Below are 20,726 nucleotides of genomic sequence, written 5' to 3'. Positions count from 1 at the left end.
CATTCCGGAACTATCGGTTTAGTTAACCGACTTGTCCTCGATCGTCGGGGTGCTGCCATTGATCGAAATGGTGCGCGGCTTCTTGCTTTCGGGCAGTTCGCGCTTCAGTTCGAGATGGAGCAGGCCGTTTTCGAGCGTTGCGCCCTGAACCTCGACATAATCGGCAAGCTGGAAACGCAGCTCGAAGGCGCGTTCGGCAATGCCGCGATGGAGGAACTCGCGCTTGGCATCGGCGCTCTCGGCGGCCTTTGCGCCCTTGACGACGAGGCTGTTCTCCTTGGTCTCGATAGCGATATCGCCATTGGAGAACCCGGCTACGGCAATGGAGATGCGATAGGCATCTTCGCCGGTGCGCTCGATATTATAGGGCGGGTAGGATTTGGTTTCCTGGGTGCCCAGCGTGTCGAGGCGGTTGAACAGACGGTCAAAGCCGACGGTGGAGCGATAGAAGGGGGAAAAATCAAAGGTCTGCATTTGTCACATTCTCCGTAAAGCAACGTGTGTTTTCGAGCCGGTTCCTGCGCGTGCTCCCAGAAGTGGCGAGCGGCCGTTTAGCAGGGCCGGTGTCCCCGGAAATCCGGCGAACGAGTGATATTTAGGTGCGGGTTTTCGGGGTTCAAGAGGGGAAAACGCATCTCTCTTGGCGTGCCTGATGAACCGAATATGAATGATGGGGTCCGGCGCGGTTCAGGCGCTGGGGCGCATAAAGTCAGCGTAGGCCACACGGTCTACAAAGCGGTTCCGTCATCCGCCCCCCGCACGGAACCGTCGGTTAAAGAAAGCCAGTGTTCCGCCAGCCCGGAATGCTGGCTTTTCTTTACCTCGCGCGTTTATCGTGCGGCTCAAATTCGGAGGCGCCCGTGACCGCAAAGGTCGATCCCACTGGACCCAAGCTTGCCATCGTCTCATCCAACCCGGTGCCGGACGGCGTCCGGCTGGGCTTTGTGACGACCCCGGACCGGGTCAAGCTACGCTATGCGATCTGGCCGAAATCGGCGGGGCCGCATCGCGGCACAGTGTGCCTTGTCCAGGGACGCACGGAATATATTGAAAAGTATTTTGAGACGGTCGCCGATTTCCAAGCACGCGGCTTTGCAGTCGCGACCTTTGATTGGCGCGGGCAGGGCGGCTCGGACCGGCTGATCGGCAATCGGGCGGTGGGTTATGTCGACCGGTTCGAGGATTATTGGACCGATCTCAAGACCTTTCACGGCGAAATCCTGCTGCCCGATTGCCCGCCGCCATTCTATCTCGTGGGGCATTCCATGGGCGGGCTCGCTTCGCTCTTTGCCGCGACGTGCGACCGGATGATGTTCGACCGCATGTTTCTGTCGGCGCCCATGGTCAGCCTTTCAGGCATGGAAGACAGTCTTGGCGCCTGGGGCGGCTTTGCCGAAGCGCTGAGCTTTGTCGGGCTAGGCGCCGTGCCGCTCAAGCGGCGGGGCGACAAGCGGCCGACCGAGGCAGGATTTTTGGACAATCCCCTGACCTCGGACATGCTGCGCTATATGCGCATGGTCGAAACCATCCGCGCCGACGATAGTCTTTATCTCGGCTCTCCCAGCTTTCGCTGGCTAGCTGCCGCCATGCGCGCCATGGTCGAAGCCAATCGGGAGGAATTTGCGAGCCGGCTGCAAATCCCGCTCCTCGTGCTTGCCGCAGCGCGCGACACAATCGTCTCTACCCCGGCGCTCGAGCAACTCGGCCTGCGGCTGCGCAATGGACGGCACGTCGTCGTCGCCGGCGCCAAGCATGAACTGTTCATGGAAACCGACCCCGTGCGCGGCCAAGTGCTTGCAGCCTTCGACGCCTTCATCACAAATCAGACCCGCTAAGCGTTTCTTAGGGCAATCTCACTAAGGGTTTTTCCTGATCCAGAAGGATCACGAGGGGCCGAAGTGCGTCTTTTCAGGCAATTACTGGCCGACCAGAATGGCAACGTGACTATTATCGTTGCCTTTATGATCATACCGATGTTGGTCTTGGCAGGCGGCGCTACCGATATCGCGCGCTATGAGATGCACCGTGTTCAGCTTCAAGATGGTGTCGATCGCGCTGTACTAGCAGCAGCGGCGCTGACTCAGAAGAAATCGGTCGAAGCGACGGCGCGCGAGTACCTCAAGACCGTTACATTCATTGATCAGGTCGATCTCGACTACGATTACACAGTTGCGTTGAACCACCGCTCGGTAACGATTACCGGGCGATATGAGATGCAAACCAGCTTTTTGCCGCTCATCGGCATCAACACGCTGCCGATGGTGGCAACGGCTACCGCGCAGGAGCGAAAGCAGAACCTCGAAATCTCGCTGATGCTCGATATCTCGGGCTCGATGACTGAAAACAGTCCATCGCGTATCAGTTTGTTGCGGCCTGCGGCCAAGCAATTCATCGATGCGATGATCACGCCGGATACCGCGCCCTATACCTCGATCAGCATCGTGCCCTATGCGGGTACGGTCAATGTCGGCTCAATCGCCTTCGGGCTTCTGGGCGTGACACGTCAGCACAATTATTCGTCCTGCGTTGAATTCGACCACGCGGGCAATAAGGACTACGGCACCGGCTGGGTAGCGTTCAACCAACGCGCTCAAGTGCCGCATTTTACCGAGAACCATAAGGACAACCCTGCCGGCAAGGAGTGGTCCTACTGCCCGTATGAAGCAACCTCCATCACCTATCTCTCGAATAATGCGAACGCGCTGAAGACGAGGATCGACAGCCTCAAACTTCATGACGGGACTGGTTCCGGCGTCGCTACAAACTGGGGATTTTTACTGCTGGATCCTTCCGCGCGGCCATTTATCGGACGGATGGCGGCAGCGGGACAGGTACCTATGCAGTTTGCCAATCGCCCTGCTGCGTTCGACGATAGTGAAACACTGAAAATTCTGGTGCTGATGACGGATGGCGGAATCTCCGCCCAACGGCGTCCGAAGCCTGGCTTGTATAACTATCCGCGCAATCCCGAAGGCGGTGCAAGCAACAACGATTACCAATCACAGTCGGCTGCCTCGACGTCGCTGCGCCGCGTTTGCCAAGTTGCCAAAGAGAAGGGCGTGATTGTCTTTACGATCGGATTTTACACCACCAACGCCGACCTCACGACCTGCGCCTCGAGCGCCAGCCACTTCTACAATGTGACGGGCAGCGGCATCACGCTGGCGTTTCAATCGATCGCCAACAATATCCAAAGCTTGAAGCTCACCCAATGAGCCTATCCATTCTCACCTTGGCACGATGGCTCCGCAGGGACACGCGTGGCGCTGCAGCGGTCGAGTTCGCGCTGGTTGTGCCCATGCTGCTCGCCATCATCTTTTCGACCTTTGAAGGCGGCTGGATCATGCTGCAGTCGATCATGCTTGACCGGGCAGTCGACATGACGGTGCGCGAACTGCGCCTTGGCACATTTGCCAATCCTACGCATGAAGCGATGCGGGCAAAAGTGTGCGAGCGCGCCATGGTGCTTCTCAATTGCGAGGCCTCATTGGCACTCGAATTGATCCCCATAACCGCTGGGGCGGCGAGCTATCCAACCGATGACACCAGATGCGTTGACCGGCGAAGTGAGATTGCGCCGGTGCTGCGCTTTAATGGTGGCGCGCGATCGGACATTATGTTCGTGCGCGCTTGTTACGTCGTTTCTCCGATAACGCCCGGCCTTGGCCTATCGCTTGCACTGAACAAGGACGAGAGCGGCACGCTGCGGCTCATTTCCAAATCCGCATTCATCAACGAGCCCGCATGATGACGCAGATTTTCATTCGGTTCTTAAAGAATGAGAGTGGGGCTTCGGCGACGGAGTTTGCGATGTTCCTGCCCATATTGCTGGCGCTGCTTCTCGCGTCGCTAACAGCTTTCGATATGTTTCGAACGGCGCAAAACGTCGAGAAAGCAACGTTCACCATCGGTGACATGCTGGCGCGTGAAAAGTCCTCACTGACCAAGGCCAAGCTCACGGACATGCTGACCCTTTTGCGGCAGACGGTCTATAGTGCCAATGACGGTGGATTGCGTGTCAGCAGTATCGGGCGTGTGAACGGCGAGTTCGTTCTACGCTGGTCGCAGACCGTGGGGAACAACGTGCCCGGCACCGCACTCAACACCTCGCTTTTCCCCGAGATGGCTGATGGAGATTCGGTGCTGCTGACGGAGAGCTTCGTGCCACATGAAGCGATGGTCGCCGGGTTCGGGATCAGCGACGTCACGTTTTCGGCGCGTGCAGCCTACCGCCCGCGCTTCGTGTCTTCGATCGCCTTCCAATAACCCTCACGAAGCGTTGACGATCGCCAGTGCTTTTTCGAGCAGCGTCTCATTGGCCGCGGCGATGACATTGCCGCCGGCGGTGGGCTCAGAGCCGTCCCAGCAGGCGATGGCGCCGCCGGCTTCGCGGATGATGGGGACGAGGGCGGCGATGTCGTAGGTGTTGAGATAAGGCTCGATGACAAGATCGGCATGGCCGGCGGCGAGGAGGGCGTAGCCATAGCAATCCATGCCGAAGCGCTGAAGGCGGGTAGCGGCTTCGATCGCGTGCCATTTGGCGAGCAATTCGGGCGTGTTGAAGAGGCGCGGCGTCGTGGTGAAGACGCGGGCCGCCGACAGATCGGTGAGGGCGGTGGTCCGATTGGGCTGGTTGATATCGCCGCGGATGTAGCGGGATTGGCCGGGGACGGCCAGAAAGGTTTCGCCGATAAAGGGCTGGCTCATGATGCCGGCGACGGCGACGCCATCCACGGCAAAGCCGATCAGCGTGCCCCAGACCGGGGCGCCGGAAATAAAGGCGCGGGTGCCATCGACCGGGTCGATGATCCACGAAAACCGGCTCTCGCCGCTCGTGCCCCATTCCTCGCCGATGACGGCATGATCGGGGAAAGCCTCTTCGATGATGGCGCGAATGACTTTTTCGGCGCCCTTGTCGGCCTCGGTCACCGGATCAAAGCCCACGGCGAGCTTGTTATCGACGGCAAGCCCTGAGCGAAAGAGCGGCAAGGTGTGCGCGGCGGCAGCTTCGGCGGCGGCAATGAGCGTTGCTTCGACGCGGGCGAAATCGGGCGTGGCGCTGGTCATGAAAATCCTCGGCCGGGGGCGGGCAAGGTGTATTGGCTGGCTCGGCGCCTGACAAGCGCTACTCGGCGGCAGCGCGCTCGGGCGTGACCTGCGGCATGGCCAATTGCACGAGATCGATGCCGATGACGGCGTGGATCATGCTCTCGACGAGTTGGCGCAGCGGCTCGAAGCCGGCGCTTTTTTCGAGCGTTGCCTCGTTCATGTAGAGATGACGGCTGATCTCGATCTGGAGGGCGTGGACGCCATGCTGCGGCCTGCCATAAGCGCGGGTACAGAAGCCACCGGCATAAGGCCGATTGCGCGCGACTTTTAGGCCCGCAGCGCTGAAACCGGTTTCGACAAGGTCGATCAGGGCGGGCGAGCAGGTCGTGCCATAGCGATCGCCGAGCACGATATCGGGCGTGGCGCGCTCGCCATGGCGCCCAAGGCGCGGCATGGAATGGCAATCGATCAGCACAGAAACGCCGAAGCTGGCGGATGCCTCGCTGAGGAGGTTTTGGAGAGCGGCGTGATAGGGATGATAAATGCCCTCGATGCGCATGCGCGCATCTTCGAGCGTCAGGCGATCGCGATAGATGGGTTTGTTTTCGGCGACGACCTTGGCGAGCGTGCCGAGGCCGGCTGCGACGCGCGGCGAGGTGGTGTTGAACCGATCCGAGAGCGGCTCGACGAACATGGTGGGATCAAGTTCCCAGGGCTCGCGATTGACATCGAGATAGGCGCGCGGGAAATGCGCGCGCAAAAGCGGGGCACCAAGATGGGGCGCGCGCGAAAACAGCTCATCGATGAAGGCGTCTTCGGACTGGCGAATCGACAGGTGATCGAGCCGCGTCATCGCGAGGAAGCGCGGGGGGTAGTTGCGGCCCGAATGGGGCGAGTTGAACACGATGGGCGCGACCATGCGGCGGGGCCGGATGGTTTCAAATGCCGGTTGATCCCAATAGTCGGATCGCACGCTGCCTCCGCAGACGGCGCCAGGACGGCGCAGCCCTAGTGATTTGCTGTCACCCAAGTGTCGCGCGGCGCAACCAACTTGTCCAGACGCCAGCAAAAAGAGCGCAGGTTTGATTGAGCCGGTTTGCGTCAGCTCAAATCTGAATTAAACATCGCTAAAGACCGACTCACCGCCGAACGGGCCCTTTTAGAGGTTTTTGATGAAGCGAATTCTGCTCGCCGAAGACGATAATGATATGCGCCAGTTCCTTACGCGGGCGCTCAAGAATGCGGGCTACGATGTCGTGTCCTTCGACAACGGGCTTTCCGCCTATGAGCGCTTACGCGAAGAGCCGTTCTCGCTGCTGCTGAGCGATATCGTGATGCCGGAAATGGACGGAATCGAACTGGCGCGCCGCGCCACCGAACTCGATCCTGACCTCAAGGTCATGTTCATCACCGGTTTTGCCGCCGTCGCCCTTAATCCTGACAGCGATGCGCCCAAGGATGCCTCGGTCCTGTCCAAGCCCTTCCATTTGAAGGACCTGGTGTCGGAAGTGGAGCGACTGCTCGCCGCCTGATGGTGACGCGCATGCCTTTGTCGCAAAACCGGTATCCACTTTTGGAAGGCATGCGAACGAAGAAATCCACAGGCGCGGAAATGAACCTATTGACCCATTGGTCGCTTCATGGTTTATCCGCGCCACCGGAACGGCGAACGCTGAATCGGTCCCGGAGAGATGGGCGTATAGCTCAGCGGGAGAGCACCTCGTTGACATCGAGGGGGTCACAAGTTCGATCCTTGTTACGCCCACCATCTCTCATTTCCCTGCCGCTAAGCAGCGGGTGCGTAGCTCAGCGGGAGAGCACTGCCTTCACACGGCAGGGGTCACAGGTTCAATCCCTGTCGCACCCACCATTCTTTTCCTAATCGCGATGATCGGCTGTGACGGGTTTGCCGGCGCTGCGCGTTTCGACGCTTGAGCGGACATTGCGCTGGCGCGGTTGCCGCGGAATCTATGATCGTGGCTGTCGTCTGATCCGGGAGGGACGGCGCTTTGAGGTGGCGCGGCGCGGGTCTGTGAACAAGGCGCAACCCGTGTTGCGCCTTCGTTTTAAACCGTGTAGGAACCCGCCACAGTTGGGGTGTCGCCAAGTGGTAAGGCACCGGTTTTTGGTACCGGCATTCCTAGGTTCGAATCCTAGCACCCCAGCCATTTCAAGGTCATTGTTGTGCTGATGAGCTAGGCGTGTGCCACGGCGCGGCTACGCAAAGCCACGTTTCGCGGCCGCGCTTTCAATGCCGCCTTTTGCAGCCAGCAGGTGTTGTTCGGCGTGAGCCGATGCACAGAGCGCTAATTCTCCGATGTGGGGCGGCTTTTGAAGGCCTCAGGCGCTTGCCAGGGCCTTGTGGAGATCGCCGACAGCCTTGGACATGGAGCTGGGTGTATCCCCTGTCACGATGGCTCCCAGGAGCGGCGCGGCTATGCCGGCTTGGCGCAGGGCGAGGGCGTCGTCTGGTGTCAGAAGGAGTTGGCTGGGGACGATGACCGGAACCTCGACGGCGGCGACAATTTGGGCGTAGCGCTGGAGGTCGGCTGGGGTCATGGCGGTGCGGTAGCGCTCGAAGGGCATGATCGAGGCTTCGATGATGCAGCCCGGGATGGCGGCGATTTTTGTCACGTCCTCGGGCGTGCTGGTCGAGGCGAGGGCGGGCATGGGGCGAAGTTTTGATTGCAGCAGGTGCGGCTGGAGGTGATCGACATAGACGTTGAAGCCCTCAAAGCCGAGGGTGTGTAGCGCGTCCATTTCTTCCGCGGTCGGAACAGTTTCCTGGCCCGCCATGACAAGAAGCGGGCAGCCGAGCTTTGAGAGCTCTTCGAAGAAGGGGCGTTCTTCGGCAAAGGAGCCGAAGGTCGTGCCGGTGGCGCGGTGATAGGCGTTGAGATGGGTTTTGAGCGCATAGGCGCCTGCATCGAGCGCGGCTTTGGCGAGATCGAGATCGTGCCGGGCAAGCGAAACGATGATGGGGAAACTGCCATCGGTGAGCCTTTGGTAGAGCGGGGTCGTGGCGTACATCAGTTGATCCTCTGGCCAGTTGTGGCGTCGAAAAGATGGACGGCGGCAAGGTCGGGCAGGATGTGGATGGTTTCGCCGGGGCGGGCGGCGACGCGTTCGCGGAAGACGCCGGTGACGACGTGTTCGCCAAGTGTCATGGTGACCTGGGTTTCAGAACCCATCGGCTCGACCAGCGAGACCACGGCGGGAAGACCCTGCGGCGAAAGCTGGAAATGTTCGGGACGGATGCCATAGCTGGCGGCGCCAGTCGCGGTAACGCCGGCGGGCAGGGGCAGGGTGACGCCAGCGGCCTTGAACTCGGCGCCTGCGATGGTGCCGCCCAGAATGTTCATGGCCGGCGAGCCGATGAAACCGGCGACGAAGAGATTGGCCGGGCGATCGTAGAGTTCCAATGGCGCGCCGATCTGTTCGACTTTGCCGGCATGCATCACGACGATGCGGTCAGCCATGGTCATGGCTTCGATCTGGTCGTGGGTGACATAGACGGTCGTGACGCCGAGGCGGTGGTGCAGCGCTTTGATCTCGCCGCGCATGACGACGCGCAGCTTGGCGTCGAGATTGCTGAGCGGTTCGTCGAACAGAAATACCTGCGGATTGCGCACGATGGCGCGGCCCATGGCGACGCGCTGCCGCTGACCACCCGACAACTGGCGGGGATAGCGATCGAGGAGGTGCGAGAGGTCGAGAATATCGGCCGCCCATTTGACGCGCTCGGCGATCTCGGCCTTCGAGGCGCCGCGATGCTCGAGCGAAAAGCCCATATTGGTCGCGACCGTCATATGGGGATAGAGCGCATAATTCTGGAACACCATAGCGATGTCCCGATCCTTGGGCTCGAGATCGTTGACGACCCGATCCCCGATGCGAATGTCGCCCTTGGTGATGGTTTCAAGGCCCGCGATCATGCGGAGCAAGGTGGACTTGCCGCAGCCCGACGGGCCGACGAGGACGATGAATTCGCCATCGGCAATATCGACATCGATGCCATGGAGGATCTGGACTTCGCCATAGGCTTTCTTGACGGAATGGAGGGAGACGGGGGCCATGGATCAGCCTTTCAAACCGGTATGGGCGAGACCTTCGACGAACTGCTTCTGCGCGACGATGAAAACCAGGAGGACTGGGATGGCGGTCATGGTCGCGGCGGCGAGCTGGATGTTCCACATGGCGCCGCCATAGGCGTCGGTGAACTGGGTCAGCGCCTGGGGCAGGGTGAACATCTGGGTCGAAGAGAGGAAAACGATAGGCTCGAGGTAGAGATTCCACGAGTGGAGGAAGGTGAAGATCGCGACGGCGCCGAGCGCAGGCTTGGCGAGCGGCAAAGCTATGGTCCAGAAAATCTTGAACCGGCCAAGGCCATCGACGCGCGCGGCTTCTTCGAGCTCGCCGGGCAGGGCGATGAAGAACTGACGCATGACGAAGGTCGCAAAGACCGAAGGGGCGCCGAAGATCGGCACGAGGATCAGCGGCCAGTGGGTATTGATCATGCCCCAACCCAGGAACATCTGAAAGAGCGGCACGATGGTGACTTCCGACGGGATCAGGAGGCCCAGCAGCACGATCATAAAGATGGCATTGCTGAAGGGAAACTTGATGCGCGCGAAGGCGTAGCCAGCCATGGAGGAGACGACCATGGTGCCCGCGGTGACGATTGCGGCGATATAGGCCGAGTTCCAATATTGCCGGGCGAAGGGCTGCAGTTCGAAGACGCGCTGATAGGTCGAGAAATCGAAGCGGCGCGGCCAGAGATCGGGCGGGAAAGCGAAGATATCGCTGATTGGTTTGACCGATGAGGTGATCATCCACCAGGTGGGGAAGACAAAGGGGATGAGCAGCACGCACATCAACCCATAAAGGGCGACACGCAGGCGGGGTGAAAGGTCAGTTCTCATAGAAGACGATCCGCTTGCGCATCTGCCACTGGATGAAGGTGAGCACCGCGACGATCAGGAAAAGGAGGATGGAGAGCGTCGAGCCATAGCCGAAGAAATTGAACTGGAAGGCCTGCTGATAGAGGTAATAGACCAGCACCGTGGTCGAGACGCCGGGGCCGCCTTTGGTCAGGATGGCGATCTGGGCAAAGACCTGCAGCGAGCCGACGATGGTGATGATCGAGGTGAGAAGGATCGTCGGGGAGATCATCGGCAGGGTGATGCGGCGGAATTGCTTGAAGGGGCTCGCGCCATCGACCCGTGCGGCTTCGTAGAGTTCCTTGGGCACGCCCTGGAGGGCGGCGAGGAACAGGATCATATTGAGCCCGACATTCTTGAAGACCTGCACGACGACGACGGAAATCATCGCCGTGGTTGGCGTACGCAGCCAATTGGGGCCCTCGATGCCGAAGACGGCGAGAATGCCGTTGATGCCGCCATTGGCCTGCAGCAGGAAACTCCAGACGATGGTCCAGGCGACGAGCGAGACCACGACCGGCGAGAAGAACAGCGTGCGGAAGACGACGATGCCTTTGAGCTTTTGATCGAGCAGCACGGCCAGGAGCAAGGCGAGGCTGAGGTTGAGGACGACGAGGCCAGCCGAAAAGATGGCCGAGGCCAAGAGCACTGGCGGCAGGTTCGGATCGCGCAGCAGCATCTGGTAATTGGCGTCGCCAACAAAGGTGAAGGTGTTCGCCAGCACGTTCCATTCGTGCATGGAATAGTAGAAGACGAGCCCGAGCGGGATCAGCACGAAGGTGATGATGCCCAGGGTCTGCGGCGCAATGAAGAGGAAACCGGCAGCCGCGTCTTTCCGGGCGATGGTCCAGAAGGGGCGTTTTTGGTTTGGGGCGGCGCTGTGATTGTTCATTTCGCCTCGGTGATCGAAAAAAGCTCCCCGACGAAAAGCCGGGGAGCGGATGGAATCAGCGGGCTAGGAGCGGGCTGACGCCCTGGCAGACGCTGGCGAGCACGGCGGGAACATCGGCATCGGCCACCCAGAGGCCATCGAGCGAAGCGCGGATGGTTTGCTGGATCTGGGCGAAGTTGGTGTGACCAGCGATCACCTTGCCGTTCGAGATACCGGCAATGACGACGTTTTCGATCTGCTCAGGAGTAAGCAGCGGATTGGTCTTGCCGAGGGTTTCAGCGTTGAGGAGGTTGGCGCGGGCCGGCGGGAAGAACTGGGCCAGCTTTTCGCTGTTTTCCGGATTGGTCATGTAACCGAGGAATTCGACGGCAACATCGGTGTTCGGACGATTGGCGAAGGCGGCGACGGCGGCCTGGCCGATGACCGAATAGGCGCCGGCCGGACCTTCTGGAAGCGGCACCAGATCCCAATCGAATGGATCGTCCTTGGGGAGGAGCGAAGCGCGCGAAATCTGGGTGATGGTCATGGCGGCGTCGCCGGCAAAGAAGTCGACATTTTCGCCGGGGCCGGGGAGGGCGCCATCAACGAAGATCGCCTGATGAAGGCGGGTCATGGCGTCGACCATGGGCTGTTCAGTAAAGCCGCAGGTCTTGCCGTCTTCGCTCCAGGCATTGGCGCCCCAACCGCGCCAGAAGGCGGTCAGGTTCTGCCAGGTCTGGTAATTGAAATCGCGGATGACGAGGCCGTCCTTGCCGCTGTCAGCCACGGCCTTGGCGGTCGCGAGCGCGTTTTCCCAGGTCCATTCGCCCGAGGCGATAAGTTCGGCCGGGGTCTTGGCGCCGGCTGCGGTCACCAGATCATTGTTGACGAAAACGGCGAAGGGCGAGGTCGAGAACGGATAGGCGTAAAGCTGGCTATCGCGGGTCCAGAGCGCCGTTGCGGCTTCGGTGACGTCGTCGAGGTTGTAGCCTTCGGTCTTGGTAAAGGCTTCGGTCAAAGGCGCGAGGGCTCCTGAATTGACGAAGTCGGCGGCGCTGGTTTCGAAAATCCAGGCAAGATCGGGCGGGTTCCCGCCGGCGATCTGGGTGGTCAGCGTCGTCGTGTAGTTTTCGAACGGTAGCGGCTCGAAGGTGACCGACACATTCGGGTGCGTGGCCTTAAAACCTTCGCCGATCTCGTTGAAGAGCGCCAGATGCGCCTCGTTGGCGCTCCAGATGGTCATGCGCAGATTGACTGCGTCCTGGGCCCAGGCGACGCCGCCCCAGGCTAGAGGCAGAAGAATGCCGGCTGAAGCCGCCGTGGCTTTGAGCATTGCAAGTCTGGTCATCGTTTCCTCCGTTGATGAGCCGATCAGTAGCCGCGCACGTCCGGCCAGCGGATTTCGACGCCGGCGCGGTAGAGCTGAGCCTGAAAATCTTGAAGTTTGCCGTCATCGGCCTGCACCTGATGCGGGGTCAGGCCATGGTTGAGGCAGTGCGCGGCGAGCATGCCGGCGACCTCGCCCACGTTCCATTCGACCGGGTGCAGGCGATAGCAGCCATTGGTGATGTGCGTGGTGCCAAGGTTCTTGCCTGCCGGCAGCAGGTTCTTGACGCGACGCGGCAGGAGCGCGCCGAGCGGGATTTCAAAGGGTGCGGATTCAACGTCGACATAATTGTCGCCACCGGTCGAGGGGTGGAGATCGATGCGGTACATGCCGATGCCGACGCTGTCGCGATAGCTTTTGGAGAGATTATTGCCGTGGACGGTCATCGACACATCCTGCTCGACGATGCGTGTGACAGGCAGGATGCGGCGGCTTTCGCGGATATAGGGCGCCATGGCAAGGCCATGATCGGTGCCGGTGACGTCGCCGCGGAGACGCAGACCTGGGAAGCCCTGGCCGCCATCGAGGCGCGGGGCTTCGGTTTGCAGCCAATAAAAGACGGAATAGGAGAGGTCGGCGGCCGCCTTGAGGTGCCGAGCCTTTTCCTCTTCGGACACGTCGATGATGGTCGATTCCATATAGTCGATCATCGGCCAGTTCACGAGGCAGATGTCGGACTGATAGGCGTCGGGCTGGAAATTGCGGCGGGCGGCGATGCGGCGGAAGGTCCAGAGATTGCCGTCGCCCGCATTGCGGCGCTGATCGGCATCGACCAGGAGCGGATCATCATCGGGATTAGGCGTGAAGGAACGCTCGGTGATTTCGAGCGTGCGCGGATGCGGCGCCTTGAAGCCGAGGAGCGGTCCGCCCCAGAATTCAGGCTGATACTTGCGCCAGAAATCATAGTTTTCCGGCTTGTCGATGGTCTGGTCGCCGTCGACGTGATCGATGGCAAAACAGACGGACACGGCTTGCACATTGTCGGGCTGCGCGTGATCGGGCGCGCTGGGTTCGCCGGTATCGGACTGGGCCTCGAAACCCTTGGCATATTCGGTGCCGGTCAGGGGCAGGAGATCGCCGAGTTCGGTCGCGTCGATCACATAGGGCGCCGAGCAGACGATCTCGCGGCCCGTGTCGCGATGGCGGAGAGTGATCGAGCGGACCGTGTCGCCATCGACATCGGCAGCGACCGGACGATAGGGCTGCAGCACCGTCAGCTTGCCGCCGCCGCGCCATGGCGCGAGCATGGCTTCGAGCACGGCAAGGCCGACACGGGGCTCGGCACACAAGCGGCTGACCCAGCCGGCGCCGGGATTGAGATCGCCCCAGGCGCGGCTTTCCGCGGTCAGCGGATAGTTGTCGCGATAATACTGGCGGATGCCGCGGCGCAGTTGCTGATAGGAGCGGGTGACGCCGAATTGCTCGACCCAGGAATGCTCGTCGGGCGGCACGGCCTGGCTCGTCAATTGGCCGCCTATCCAGTCGAATTCCTCGCTCATGATGACGGTGCGGCCCGAGCGCAGGGCGCCAAGGGCTGCAGCAACGCCACCGAGCCCGCCACCAACGATGAGAATGTCTGCGTGAAGCTCTTTGGTCATGTGTTCCGAACGTGTTGGGTAGAAAGAGGGCCGAGGGTGTCACCCTCGACGATGGCGCAATCGAGCAGCACCTGCTCGACCGGGGCGTCATTCTCCACGCGCCGCACCAGCATTTCGGTGGCGGCGCGGCCCATGGCCTCGCGGGGAATGGAGAAGGACGTAAAGCGGCGGCCGTGTTCTTCGGCGCGGATGTGATTGCCGAGAACGACGATCGAGAGATCGCCGGGAACGCTGATGCCGCGATGGCGTGCGACGGCATCGACGGCGATGGCATCGGCCAATTCGGTGAAGAAAACGCAGGTGGCGCCAGCCGCGAGCAGCGCATCGAGCGTTTCGCCCGGCGGTTGCGCCACGGCAAATTGGGTGTGGACGAGTTCGGCACCATTTAGCGCCGGCTCGAAGCCGATCCAGCGATCGACCGTCGATTCCGCGCCTTCATTGAGACCGATATAGGCAATGCGATGGTGGCCCAGGGCCCGGGCACGCTGAACGAGCGCTGCCGTGCCCGCGACATAGCCGCCACCCACATAGGGGACGGGGCCGCCCGCATCGTCTCGGCGGCCGACGGCGACGAAGGGGAAGTCGCCAGCGACCAGCCGGGTCAGCTCATCGCGATCGAATTGCCGTCCGAGAATGATGCAGCCATCTGCGAGCCTGAGGCGAACATTGTCGCCAAAAATACGCCGTTTGACGCCTGCGCCGGTCAAGAGCAGCAGGTCATATCCCAGCTCCTGTGCCGCTTCCTCAATGCCGAGGAGAAATGGCGTGAAAAAGTCTGCCTGGGCGGATGGGAAGGCAGGCTCATAAGTGAAAACGCCGAGAATGCGGTTGAGACCCTTGACCATCCGGCGTGCGACGGGATCAGCGACATAGCCGGTGTCCCGGATCACTTTCTGCACGCGGTCCCGCGTCTCTGCAGGGATACGGTTGGCGTTTTCCGGCGAGCCATTGAGCACAAAGGACACGGTCGCCTGGCTGACGCCGGCCAATCTCGCAATGTCCTTTTGTGTCAGCCGCCGCGTCGCCAAGCCATCCTCCAAAATCTGCTAATGCGTATTAGCGCTGATACGTATTAGCGTGTTGTGGAGCGGTGCGCAAGATGGATTAAATTCGTGCGAAGAGCGGCAAGATGGACGATGGAAAGCGCCACCTGGGATATCGCTCCCAGCGTGTCGTCCTCCCATCAGTTGGAGTGCTTAAGTCAGGGCAAAATCTGCACTCAACGCCTCAAGTCCCAAAGACTTACGCAGCTGGTTGCGATGATGTTCTTGCCAGCAGCACGACTGGTAGAATGCCGATGGCGACGATGATGAGGGCGGCGAGGGCGGCGTCTTCGTAGGTGCCGCGGGCCGCCTCGCCGTAAAGGAGGGTGGCAAGGCTCTCGAAGTTGAGGGGGCGCAGGAGCAGCGTTGCGGGCAGTTCTTTCATGCAATCGACAAAGACCAAGAGGCCCGCGGCAGTCAGTGCCGAGCGCGACAGGGGCAGGTGGACTGCGAAGAGGGTGCCACTTGCCGAGCGGCCGAGGGTGCGCGCGGCGTAGTCATAGGCGGGCGGAATGCGGCTTAGTCCCGCGTCAATGCCGCCCACGGAGATGGCAAGGAAGCGTGTTGAATAGGCATAGATGAGGGCTGCCCCAGAGCCGAGCAGCAAGAGCGTGCCGGGCAGGCCGGTCCAGGCGTGCCAAAGATTGCCCAGTGTCCTGTCAAAGGCGGCAACGGGAACGAGGATGCCAAGGGCCAGCACCGTGCCCGGCACGGCATAGCCCAGTGAGGCTATGCGCATGGCGCCCTCGGTCCATGCCGATCGATGCAGTCGCGCCGCATAGGCGAGGGCAAAGCCGATGAGGACGATGACCACGGTGGCCATGGCCGACACGCTGACGGTGTTGATGGTGGCGCGGAGAAGAGCGTTGGAGAAACCGGCAAATTCGATGCGACGGATCGCGGCAACGATGAGATAAAGCGCGGGGCCGGCAAAGCCGATGGCAATCGGAAGGGCTCCGAAAAGGAAGGCGAATAGTGCGGTTAGCCCCCGGAGCCGCTGGCGTTGCATCTGCCGGGCGTTTTGCGCGGCCGAGGCAAAGCGCTGCTTGCGGCGGGCCCAGCGCTCGAGGACCAGCATCGCGAGGACAATGGCGAGCATGCTGATGGCGATCTGTGCGGCGCCGGCCAAGTCGGTTCGAACGATCCAGGTCGTGTAGACGGTGGCGGTCAGCGTCCGCACGCCAAGAAATTGCGAGGCGCCGACATCGTTGAGCACTTCCATCAGCGCCAGCGAAACGCCGACGGCGACGGCAGGTCGCGCGAGAGGCAGGGCGACGCGCCAGAAGATGGCGGAGCGCGGCACGCCTAGCGTGCGCGCCACTTCGATGACATTGGCGGCCTGGGTCAGGAACATCGCCCGGGCGGTCAGATAAACGTATGGATAAAGAACGAAACCAAAGACCAGGATGGCGCCCCACATGGCGCGAATGTCGGGCAGGCGAAACTGGCGTGGGCTCGAATAGCCCAGCACCCATCGCAGCACGCCTTGCACCGGGCCGAGCGGGTTGAGGATGTCGAGATAGGCATAGGCCATGATGTAGGTGGGCACGGCCAGCGGCAGCAGTAGGCCCCATTCGAGGAACCAGCGCCCGCGGAAATCATAGGCGGTGACCAACCATGCTGCGCCGGTGCCAACGATGGTCGCGATGAGACCGGAACCAGCAAGCAGCACCAGCGTGTTCCAGGTCGCCTGCGGCAGTACAAACTGGACGATATGGCCCCATAGCCCGCCGGTATCGGCCATGGCCGTCAGCGCGATCGTCACGATCGGCACAAGCGCGAGAGCCGCCGCGGCAAATGCCCCGGCGGCCCAAACGTTGATACCGAAATGGCGGCGCCTTGGGCGCGTCATGGTGAGATCGGCCATAAAAAGTGCGGCGGCCGTGGCCGCCGCCTGTCTCCGATCAGTTGCCGAACGTGTCGAAGTTCACTTCGTCCACCAGCTCGCTGGCGCGTGCGCGGAACGGCAGGATTTCGGTCAGCGACTGGCTGTCGGGGTTGAGCGTGCCAAAAGCTGCGATGATCGGCTGCACTTCCGCGGTGGTCGAAACCGGATATTCGAAATTGGCTTCGGCATAGAGCTTCTGCGCCTCGTCGGATGCGAGATATTCGAGCAGTTGCACGGCCTCGTCGCGGTTGGGGGCATGGGCCGCTACAGCCGCGCCGGAGACGTTGACCAGCGTGCCGCCACCTTCAAAGGTCGGCAGGATCACCTTGACCTCTTCGGCCCACGCCTTCTGCTCGTCGCCACCGGCGCCGCTCGCCATCAGGCCGTAATAGTAGGAGTTGGCGACGGCGATGTCGCAGATGCCGGCGGCGATGTCGCGGGCGCCGTCACGGTCGCCACCGGCTGCGGCGCGGGCCTGGTTGGCCTTGAGGCCTTCGAGCCAGGTTTTGGTGGCTTCTTCGCCGTGCTTGGCCATATAGGCGGCGAACAGCGCGGTGTTGTAAGGGTGCTGGCCCGAGCGGATGCAGAGCTTGCCGCGGAACTGTTCGTCGGCGAGCTGTTCATAGGTGATGCTGTCGAGATCGAGATCCTTGGCGACGTAAACGACGCGGGCGCGGCCTGACAGTGCGAACCAGTTGCCATCGGCATCGCGGAGGGATGCGGGGATCGCGCTCTCAAGCGCTTCGGAATCGACCGGCTGGGTGACGCCGGCATTGACGAGATCAATCAGCGCGCCAAAATCGACCGTCATCAGAAGGTCGGCCGGCGAGCTTTCGCCTTCGGCCTGGACGCGCTCGATCAGGCCGCTTTCAAGGAACACGGTGTTGACCTTGACGCCGGTCTCGGCGGTGAAGGCATCGAGGATGGGCTGGATCAGGCCGGGCTCGCGGGTCGTGTAGATGTTCACTTCCTGGGCGAGCGCAGGAACGGCTGCACCAAGAGCCAGCATGCTCGTGACGCCAACGAGCTTGAAAAGGGTATTCATGGACGATCTCCCAAATTGATGAGCAGGTCGCGCGGCCCTTCCGCATTTCCTCTCCTAGGGAGGCTAAAGCCATAGCGGACTGTCTAAGTCAAGTTATTTAGGGTCAACTTAGAATCAATCTAAGGTACTGACTTTCCATCACAATCGGGGCTTTTAGGCATCCTGCGGGAAGATCATGACCTCGTCCGCTTTCACGGCGATCTCAACCGCATCGCCAGGATGGACATCGTGCCGTGATGTGCCGCGCATGATGAGGGGATCGTCGACACCAGCCACGGCGATGCGCAATTCCTCGATCTCGCCGAGAATGGAGCGATCGACCACGACACCGGGAATTCCGCTTTCCGTCAGGATGATGGATTGGGGCCGCAAGAGAACATGCGGCTCGCCGTCGAGGGCCGGCGCATGAAAGCGTCCCAGCGGCGTATCGAGCATATTGGCTTCGATTTTTGCGGGAATGACGTTCATGCGGGAAAAGAACCGCGCGGCATAAGCCGTCCAGGGGGCGTCGTAAATGCGTTCGCCGGTGCCGGCTTCCACCACGCGGCCTTTTTGCATGAGGGCAACCGTATCCCCGATGGCCAGGGCTTCTTCGGGATCGTGGGTCACGACCACGGCTGTCATGCCGAGGTCCCGCACGATCGAGAGGGTTTCGTGCCGCACGCGATCCCGCAGGCCGCGGTCGAGATTGGAGAAGGGCTCGTCCATCAATAAGAGGCGCGGCTGCGGCGCGAGGGCGCGGGCAAGCGCCACGCGCTGCTGTTCGCCACCGGACAGCATATGCGGATAACGGTCGGCCAAAGCCTCGATACCGATCCGGGAGAGGATGTCGCTGACCCGGTTAGCGCGGTCGGAACGGGCAAGTTTCTTGAGGCCAAATGCGACGTTTTCTCGCACGCTGAGATGAGGGAACAGCGCATAATCCTGGAACATGAAGCCGATCCGGCGATCCTCCGGCTCGACAAAGATGCCATCGCCGGAAACCGGGGTGCCCTCGATGGCGATGGTGCCACCATCAAGCGTTTCAATGCCCGCAATGGCTCGCAGAAGCGTCGATTTTCCGCAGCCGGAATGCCCGACAAGGCAGAGAACCTGGCCGGCGCCCAGTTCCAGCGTGACGTCCTGCAGCGCCGCCACATCATTGAAGTGGCGCGTAACACCCTTGAGGGCGAGCATTGGCTTTCCCGAGATCATCATCAGCACCTGACGGGCGCGGGGAGCCTTGTCAAGTGTGCCCCATGATCAGCTCGCTAGACCCGCGCCCGCGAAGGCCTATCAGAAGCGGTCTCGCTTAGGCGATTTCGGGATTGCCGTCGATATAGCTATCGAAATGCACTGTGGTCTGGTCCTCTTCGCCGATGACGAAGGCCATTTGCGCCGGGCCGGCAAGGCGGCGCATGGGAACGTGGTCCTGGTCCACCGTGCAGTAATAGTGGCCGCCGGCAAGGGTGGTGAAGGGGATGCCGCGCCAGAGGGCAGTCGAGGTCAGGTGGACATGGCCGGCAATGACTTGGCGAATATCGGGATGGGTCTTGAGTGCGGCGATGAACGGCTCGGCGTTGCGGATGCGGATATCATCGGAATTGATGTGGAGCGCATTGGCATTGTGATGGAGCATCACGATGACCGGGCGGTCCAATGCCTCGGCAAGTCGGGCCTTTAGCCAGGCGCTCTGGGCGTCGGTGAGAATGCCGTCGACGCGGCCGGGCTCGGAGGAATCGAGGAGAATGATCCGGTAGCCTTTGGCGTCGAAGGCTTTGTCAATCTTGCCGGTTTCGGCGACATATTCCTCGCCGAAGACCGAGAGGAAAGTCTCGCGATCGTCATGATTGCCGAGGGTCAGGTGGACCGGGATATCTATACGATCGATCAGTGACTTGAGGCGTTCATAGGCGGCGGGTTGACCGAGATCTGTGAGGTCCCCGGCAAGGACGCAGAAGTCGACATTGTGGTAGCGGGTGGCGATGGTTTGGACGGCTTGCTCAAGCCTGGCGCCGGTGTCGAGCGTCATCGACAGCTCGCCCTCGGGCATGACGTGGAGGTCGCTGAGGACGATGAATTTGAGGGTCATGGCTGAGCGGTCCGCTAGGTTTTTGGCAGTCTGACGTAGTTTGATGTCAGCGAGAGGACAGAGCCGCCAATCTACACGGGGCGGCCCCATTGGGGCGCCCCGTTTTAACCTGCCTATCGGGCGGCCCAGTTCATGCCGCGGCGGAGGATCGTGCGCATTTGCGGCACTTCGAATTCTGAAGCGACATGGCCGAGCGAAGAATAGAACACGCGGCCTTCGCCATATTTGCGTTTCCAGACCACCGGCATGGTGATCCCGTCGATCCAATAGGCATGATCGCCGTTGAAAGTGGTCGTCGCCAACACCTCGTTCGAGGGGTCGACATGCATGTAGTATTGCTCGGAGCGATAGGGAAAGCTTTCGATGCCTTCCATCACCGGATCGTCGGGCCGGGTGATGTCGACGCGATAGTCGATGATGTTCCCCGGGTGTGCGACCCACTGGCCGCCAACCATGAACTGATAGTCGACCGCATCGCGAAAAGCATCGCCCATGCCGCCGTGATATCCGGCAAGGCCCCCGCCGCCGCGCACGGCCTCGGTGAGCATGCTGAGCTCTTCCTTCTCGATTTTGCTCATGGTGAAAATCGGCACGATGAGGCTGAGATCTTTTACCGAAGGATCGGCGAAGGCCTCGGTCGTGTTCTCGACATAGACCTTGAAGCCGTCTTCCTCGAGCATGCCGCGAATAATGTCGGCACACTGCTCCGGCTCATGTCCACTCCAGCCACCCCAAACGATGAGAGCTTCCCGCATAGTCTTTCCTCCTCTTGCTTTGGTGAGCCGAGACGCCGCCGCAATCGGGCGCCACCGGCTAAGTTAGCCGGTTGACCGA

At 61.2% G+C, this 20,726-nt stretch carries 20 protein-coding genes and 3 tRNA genes; 8 read left to right on the top strand and 15 right to left on the bottom strand.

The annotated features are described in order from the left end of the window. Positions 1 to 18 precede the first annotated feature (18 nt). Positions 19 to 474: an Hsp20 family protein gene (locus ASG47_RS12975; RefSeq protein WP_061909628.1), complete on the bottom strand. Its 456-nt coding sequence runs from the start codon at positions 472 to 474 to the stop codon at positions 19 to 21. 386 nt (positions 475 to 860) lie between these two features. On the opposite strand from ASG47_RS12975, the gene ASG47_RS12970 reads away from it, so the two are divergent. The 4 genes from ASG47_RS12970 to ASG47_RS12955 all read left to right on the top strand — a co-directional run bounded on the left by ASG47_RS12970 (position 861) and on the right by ASG47_RS12955 (position 4,266). Continuing rightward, positions 861 to 1,835, top strand: coding sequence for an alpha/beta fold hydrolase (locus ASG47_RS12970; protein WP_162243260.1), 975 nt, complete (start codon positions 861 to 863; stop codon positions 1,833 to 1,835). A gap of 63 nt (positions 1,836 to 1,898) precedes the next feature. Next, positions 1,899 to 3,215 (top strand): TadE/TadG family type IV pilus assembly protein, encoded by a 1,317-nt coding sequence (locus ASG47_RS12965; protein WP_156464092.1) that lies wholly within the window; start codon positions 1,899 to 1,901, stop codon positions 3,213 to 3,215. Further along, on the top strand, positions 3,212 to 3,748 hold the full coding sequence (locus tag ASG47_RS12960) for a TadE/TadG family type IV pilus assembly protein (protein ID WP_061909622.1): 537 nt from the start codon (positions 3,212 to 3,214) through the stop codon (positions 3,746 to 3,748). Before ASG47_RS12965 ends, ASG47_RS12960 begins: the two co-directional genes overlap by 4 nt. Continuing rightward, a complete protein-coding gene (locus ASG47_RS12955) occupies positions 3,745 to 4,266 on the top strand; it encodes a TadE/TadG family type IV pilus assembly protein (RefSeq protein WP_061909620.1) in 522 nt (173 codons plus the stop codon). Before ASG47_RS12960 ends, ASG47_RS12955 begins: the two co-directional genes overlap by 4 nt. Positions 4,267 to 4,269: 3 nt before the next feature. On the opposite strand, the gene hisN is transcribed toward ASG47_RS12955, so the two are convergent. Continuing rightward, on the bottom strand, positions 4,270 to 5,067 hold the full coding sequence (gene hisN / locus ASG47_RS12950) for a histidinol-phosphatase (RefSeq protein WP_061909618.1): 798 nt from the start codon (positions 5,065 to 5,067) through the stop codon (positions 4,270 to 4,272). 58 nt (positions 5,068 to 5,125) lie between these two features. After that, positions 5,126 to 6,022 carry an N-formylglutamate amidohydrolase gene (locus ASG47_RS12945; RefSeq protein ID WP_061909616.1) on the bottom strand — a complete coding sequence of 299 codons (897 nt, stop codon included), beginning with the start codon at positions 6,020 to 6,022 and terminating at the stop codon, positions 5,126 to 5,128. Positions 6,023 to 6,221: 199 nt separating this feature from the next. Here ASG47_RS12945 and cpdR point away from each other — a divergent pair, with 199 nt between their 5' ends. The 4 genes from cpdR (at position 6,222) to ASG47_RS12925 (ending at position 7,217) form a co-directional block, all read left to right on the top strand. After that, complete coding sequence (gene cpdR, locus ASG47_RS12940) at positions 6,222 to 6,581, top strand: cell cycle two-component system response regulator CpdR (RefSeq protein WP_061909614.1); 360 nt, start codon at positions 6,222 to 6,224, stop codon at positions 6,579 to 6,581. Between the two features lie 161 nt (positions 6,582 to 6,742). Then, a tRNA-Val gene (locus tag ASG47_RS12935) sits at positions 6,743 to 6,817 on the top strand. Positions 6,818 to 6,844: 27 nt separating this feature from the next. Continuing rightward, positions 6,845 to 6,919: transfer RNA gene (locus ASG47_RS12930), tRNA-Val, on the top strand. A gap of 223 nt (positions 6,920 to 7,142) precedes the next feature. Beyond that, positions 7,143 to 7,217 (top strand) — tRNA-Gln (locus ASG47_RS12925). Positions 7,218 to 7,389: 172 nt separating this feature from the next. Here the strand turns inward: ASG47_RS12925 and ASG47_RS12920 are convergent. From ASG47_RS12920 to ASG47_RS12865, 12 genes are all read right to left on the bottom strand, one after another. Further along, entirely contained in the window at positions 7,390 to 8,079 is a 690-nt protein-coding gene (locus tag ASG47_RS12920; RefSeq protein ID WP_061909612.1) for a hypothetical protein, read from the bottom strand. Then, a complete protein-coding gene (locus ASG47_RS12915; RefSeq protein WP_061909610.1) occupies positions 8,079 to 9,125 on the bottom strand; it encodes an ABC transporter ATP-binding protein in 1,047 nt (348 codons plus the stop codon). The genes ASG47_RS12920 and ASG47_RS12915 overlap by 1 nt, the downstream gene beginning before the upstream one ends. 3 nt (positions 9,126 to 9,128) lie before the next feature. After that, complete coding sequence (locus ASG47_RS12910) at positions 9,129 to 9,971, bottom strand: carbohydrate ABC transporter permease (RefSeq protein ID WP_046142392.1); 843 nt, start codon at positions 9,969 to 9,971, stop codon at positions 9,129 to 9,131. Further along, positions 9,961 to 10,881, bottom strand: coding sequence for a carbohydrate ABC transporter permease (locus ASG47_RS12905; RefSeq protein ID WP_061909608.1), 921 nt, complete (start codon positions 10,879 to 10,881; stop codon positions 9,961 to 9,963). Before ASG47_RS12905 ends, ASG47_RS12910 begins: the two co-directional genes overlap by 11 nt. 55 nt (positions 10,882 to 10,936) lie before the next feature. Continuing rightward, the gene (locus ASG47_RS12900) at positions 10,937 to 12,208 is read right to left on the bottom strand and encodes an ABC transporter substrate-binding protein (protein ID WP_061909606.1); all 1,272 of its coding nucleotides are present in this window, start codon (positions 12,206 to 12,208) and stop codon (positions 10,937 to 10,939) included. A gap of 23 nt (positions 12,209 to 12,231) precedes the next feature. Next, complete coding sequence (locus tag ASG47_RS12895; RefSeq protein ID WP_061909605.1) at positions 12,232 to 13,845, bottom strand: FAD-dependent oxidoreductase; 1,614 nt, start codon at positions 13,843 to 13,845, stop codon at positions 12,232 to 12,234. Next, complete coding sequence (locus tag ASG47_RS12890; protein WP_061909604.1) at positions 13,842 to 14,873, bottom strand: LacI family DNA-binding transcriptional regulator; 1,032 nt, start codon at positions 14,871 to 14,873, stop codon at positions 13,842 to 13,844. The genes ASG47_RS12895 and ASG47_RS12890 overlap by 4 nt, the downstream gene beginning before the upstream one ends. 214 nt (positions 14,874 to 15,087) lie before the next feature. Beyond that, positions 15,088 to 16,755 (bottom strand): ABC transporter permease, encoded by a 1,668-nt coding sequence (locus tag ASG47_RS12885; RefSeq protein WP_082511732.1) that lies wholly within the window; start codon positions 16,753 to 16,755, stop codon positions 15,088 to 15,090. A gap of 37 nt (positions 16,756 to 16,792) precedes the next feature. Beyond that, complete coding sequence (locus tag ASG47_RS12880; RefSeq protein WP_061909603.1) at positions 16,793 to 17,821, bottom strand: extracellular solute-binding protein; 1,029 nt, start codon at positions 17,819 to 17,821, stop codon at positions 16,793 to 16,795. 153 nt (positions 17,822 to 17,974) lie between these two features. After that, positions 17,975 to 18,997, bottom strand: coding sequence for an ABC transporter ATP-binding protein (locus ASG47_RS12875; RefSeq protein ID WP_244487092.1), 1,023 nt, complete (start codon positions 18,995 to 18,997; stop codon positions 17,975 to 17,977). Between the two features lie 115 nt (positions 18,998 to 19,112). Further along, complete coding sequence (locus ASG47_RS12870) at positions 19,113 to 19,892, bottom strand: metallophosphoesterase (RefSeq protein WP_061909602.1); 780 nt, start codon at positions 19,890 to 19,892, stop codon at positions 19,113 to 19,115. 113 nt (positions 19,893 to 20,005) lie between these two features. Then, the gene (locus ASG47_RS12865) at positions 20,006 to 20,647 is read right to left on the bottom strand and encodes a ThuA domain-containing protein (protein ID WP_061909601.1); all 642 of its coding nucleotides are present in this window, start codon (positions 20,645 to 20,647) and stop codon (positions 20,006 to 20,008) included. Positions 20,648 to 20,726 lie beyond the last annotated feature (79 nt).

Origin of the sequence: Devosia sp. Leaf420 (assembly GCF_001425445.1) — a bacterium.
Lineage (GTDB): Bacteria > Pseudomonadota > Alphaproteobacteria > Rhizobiales > Devosiaceae > Devosia.
This window is presented reverse-complemented; position numbering and strand designations above follow the sequence as displayed.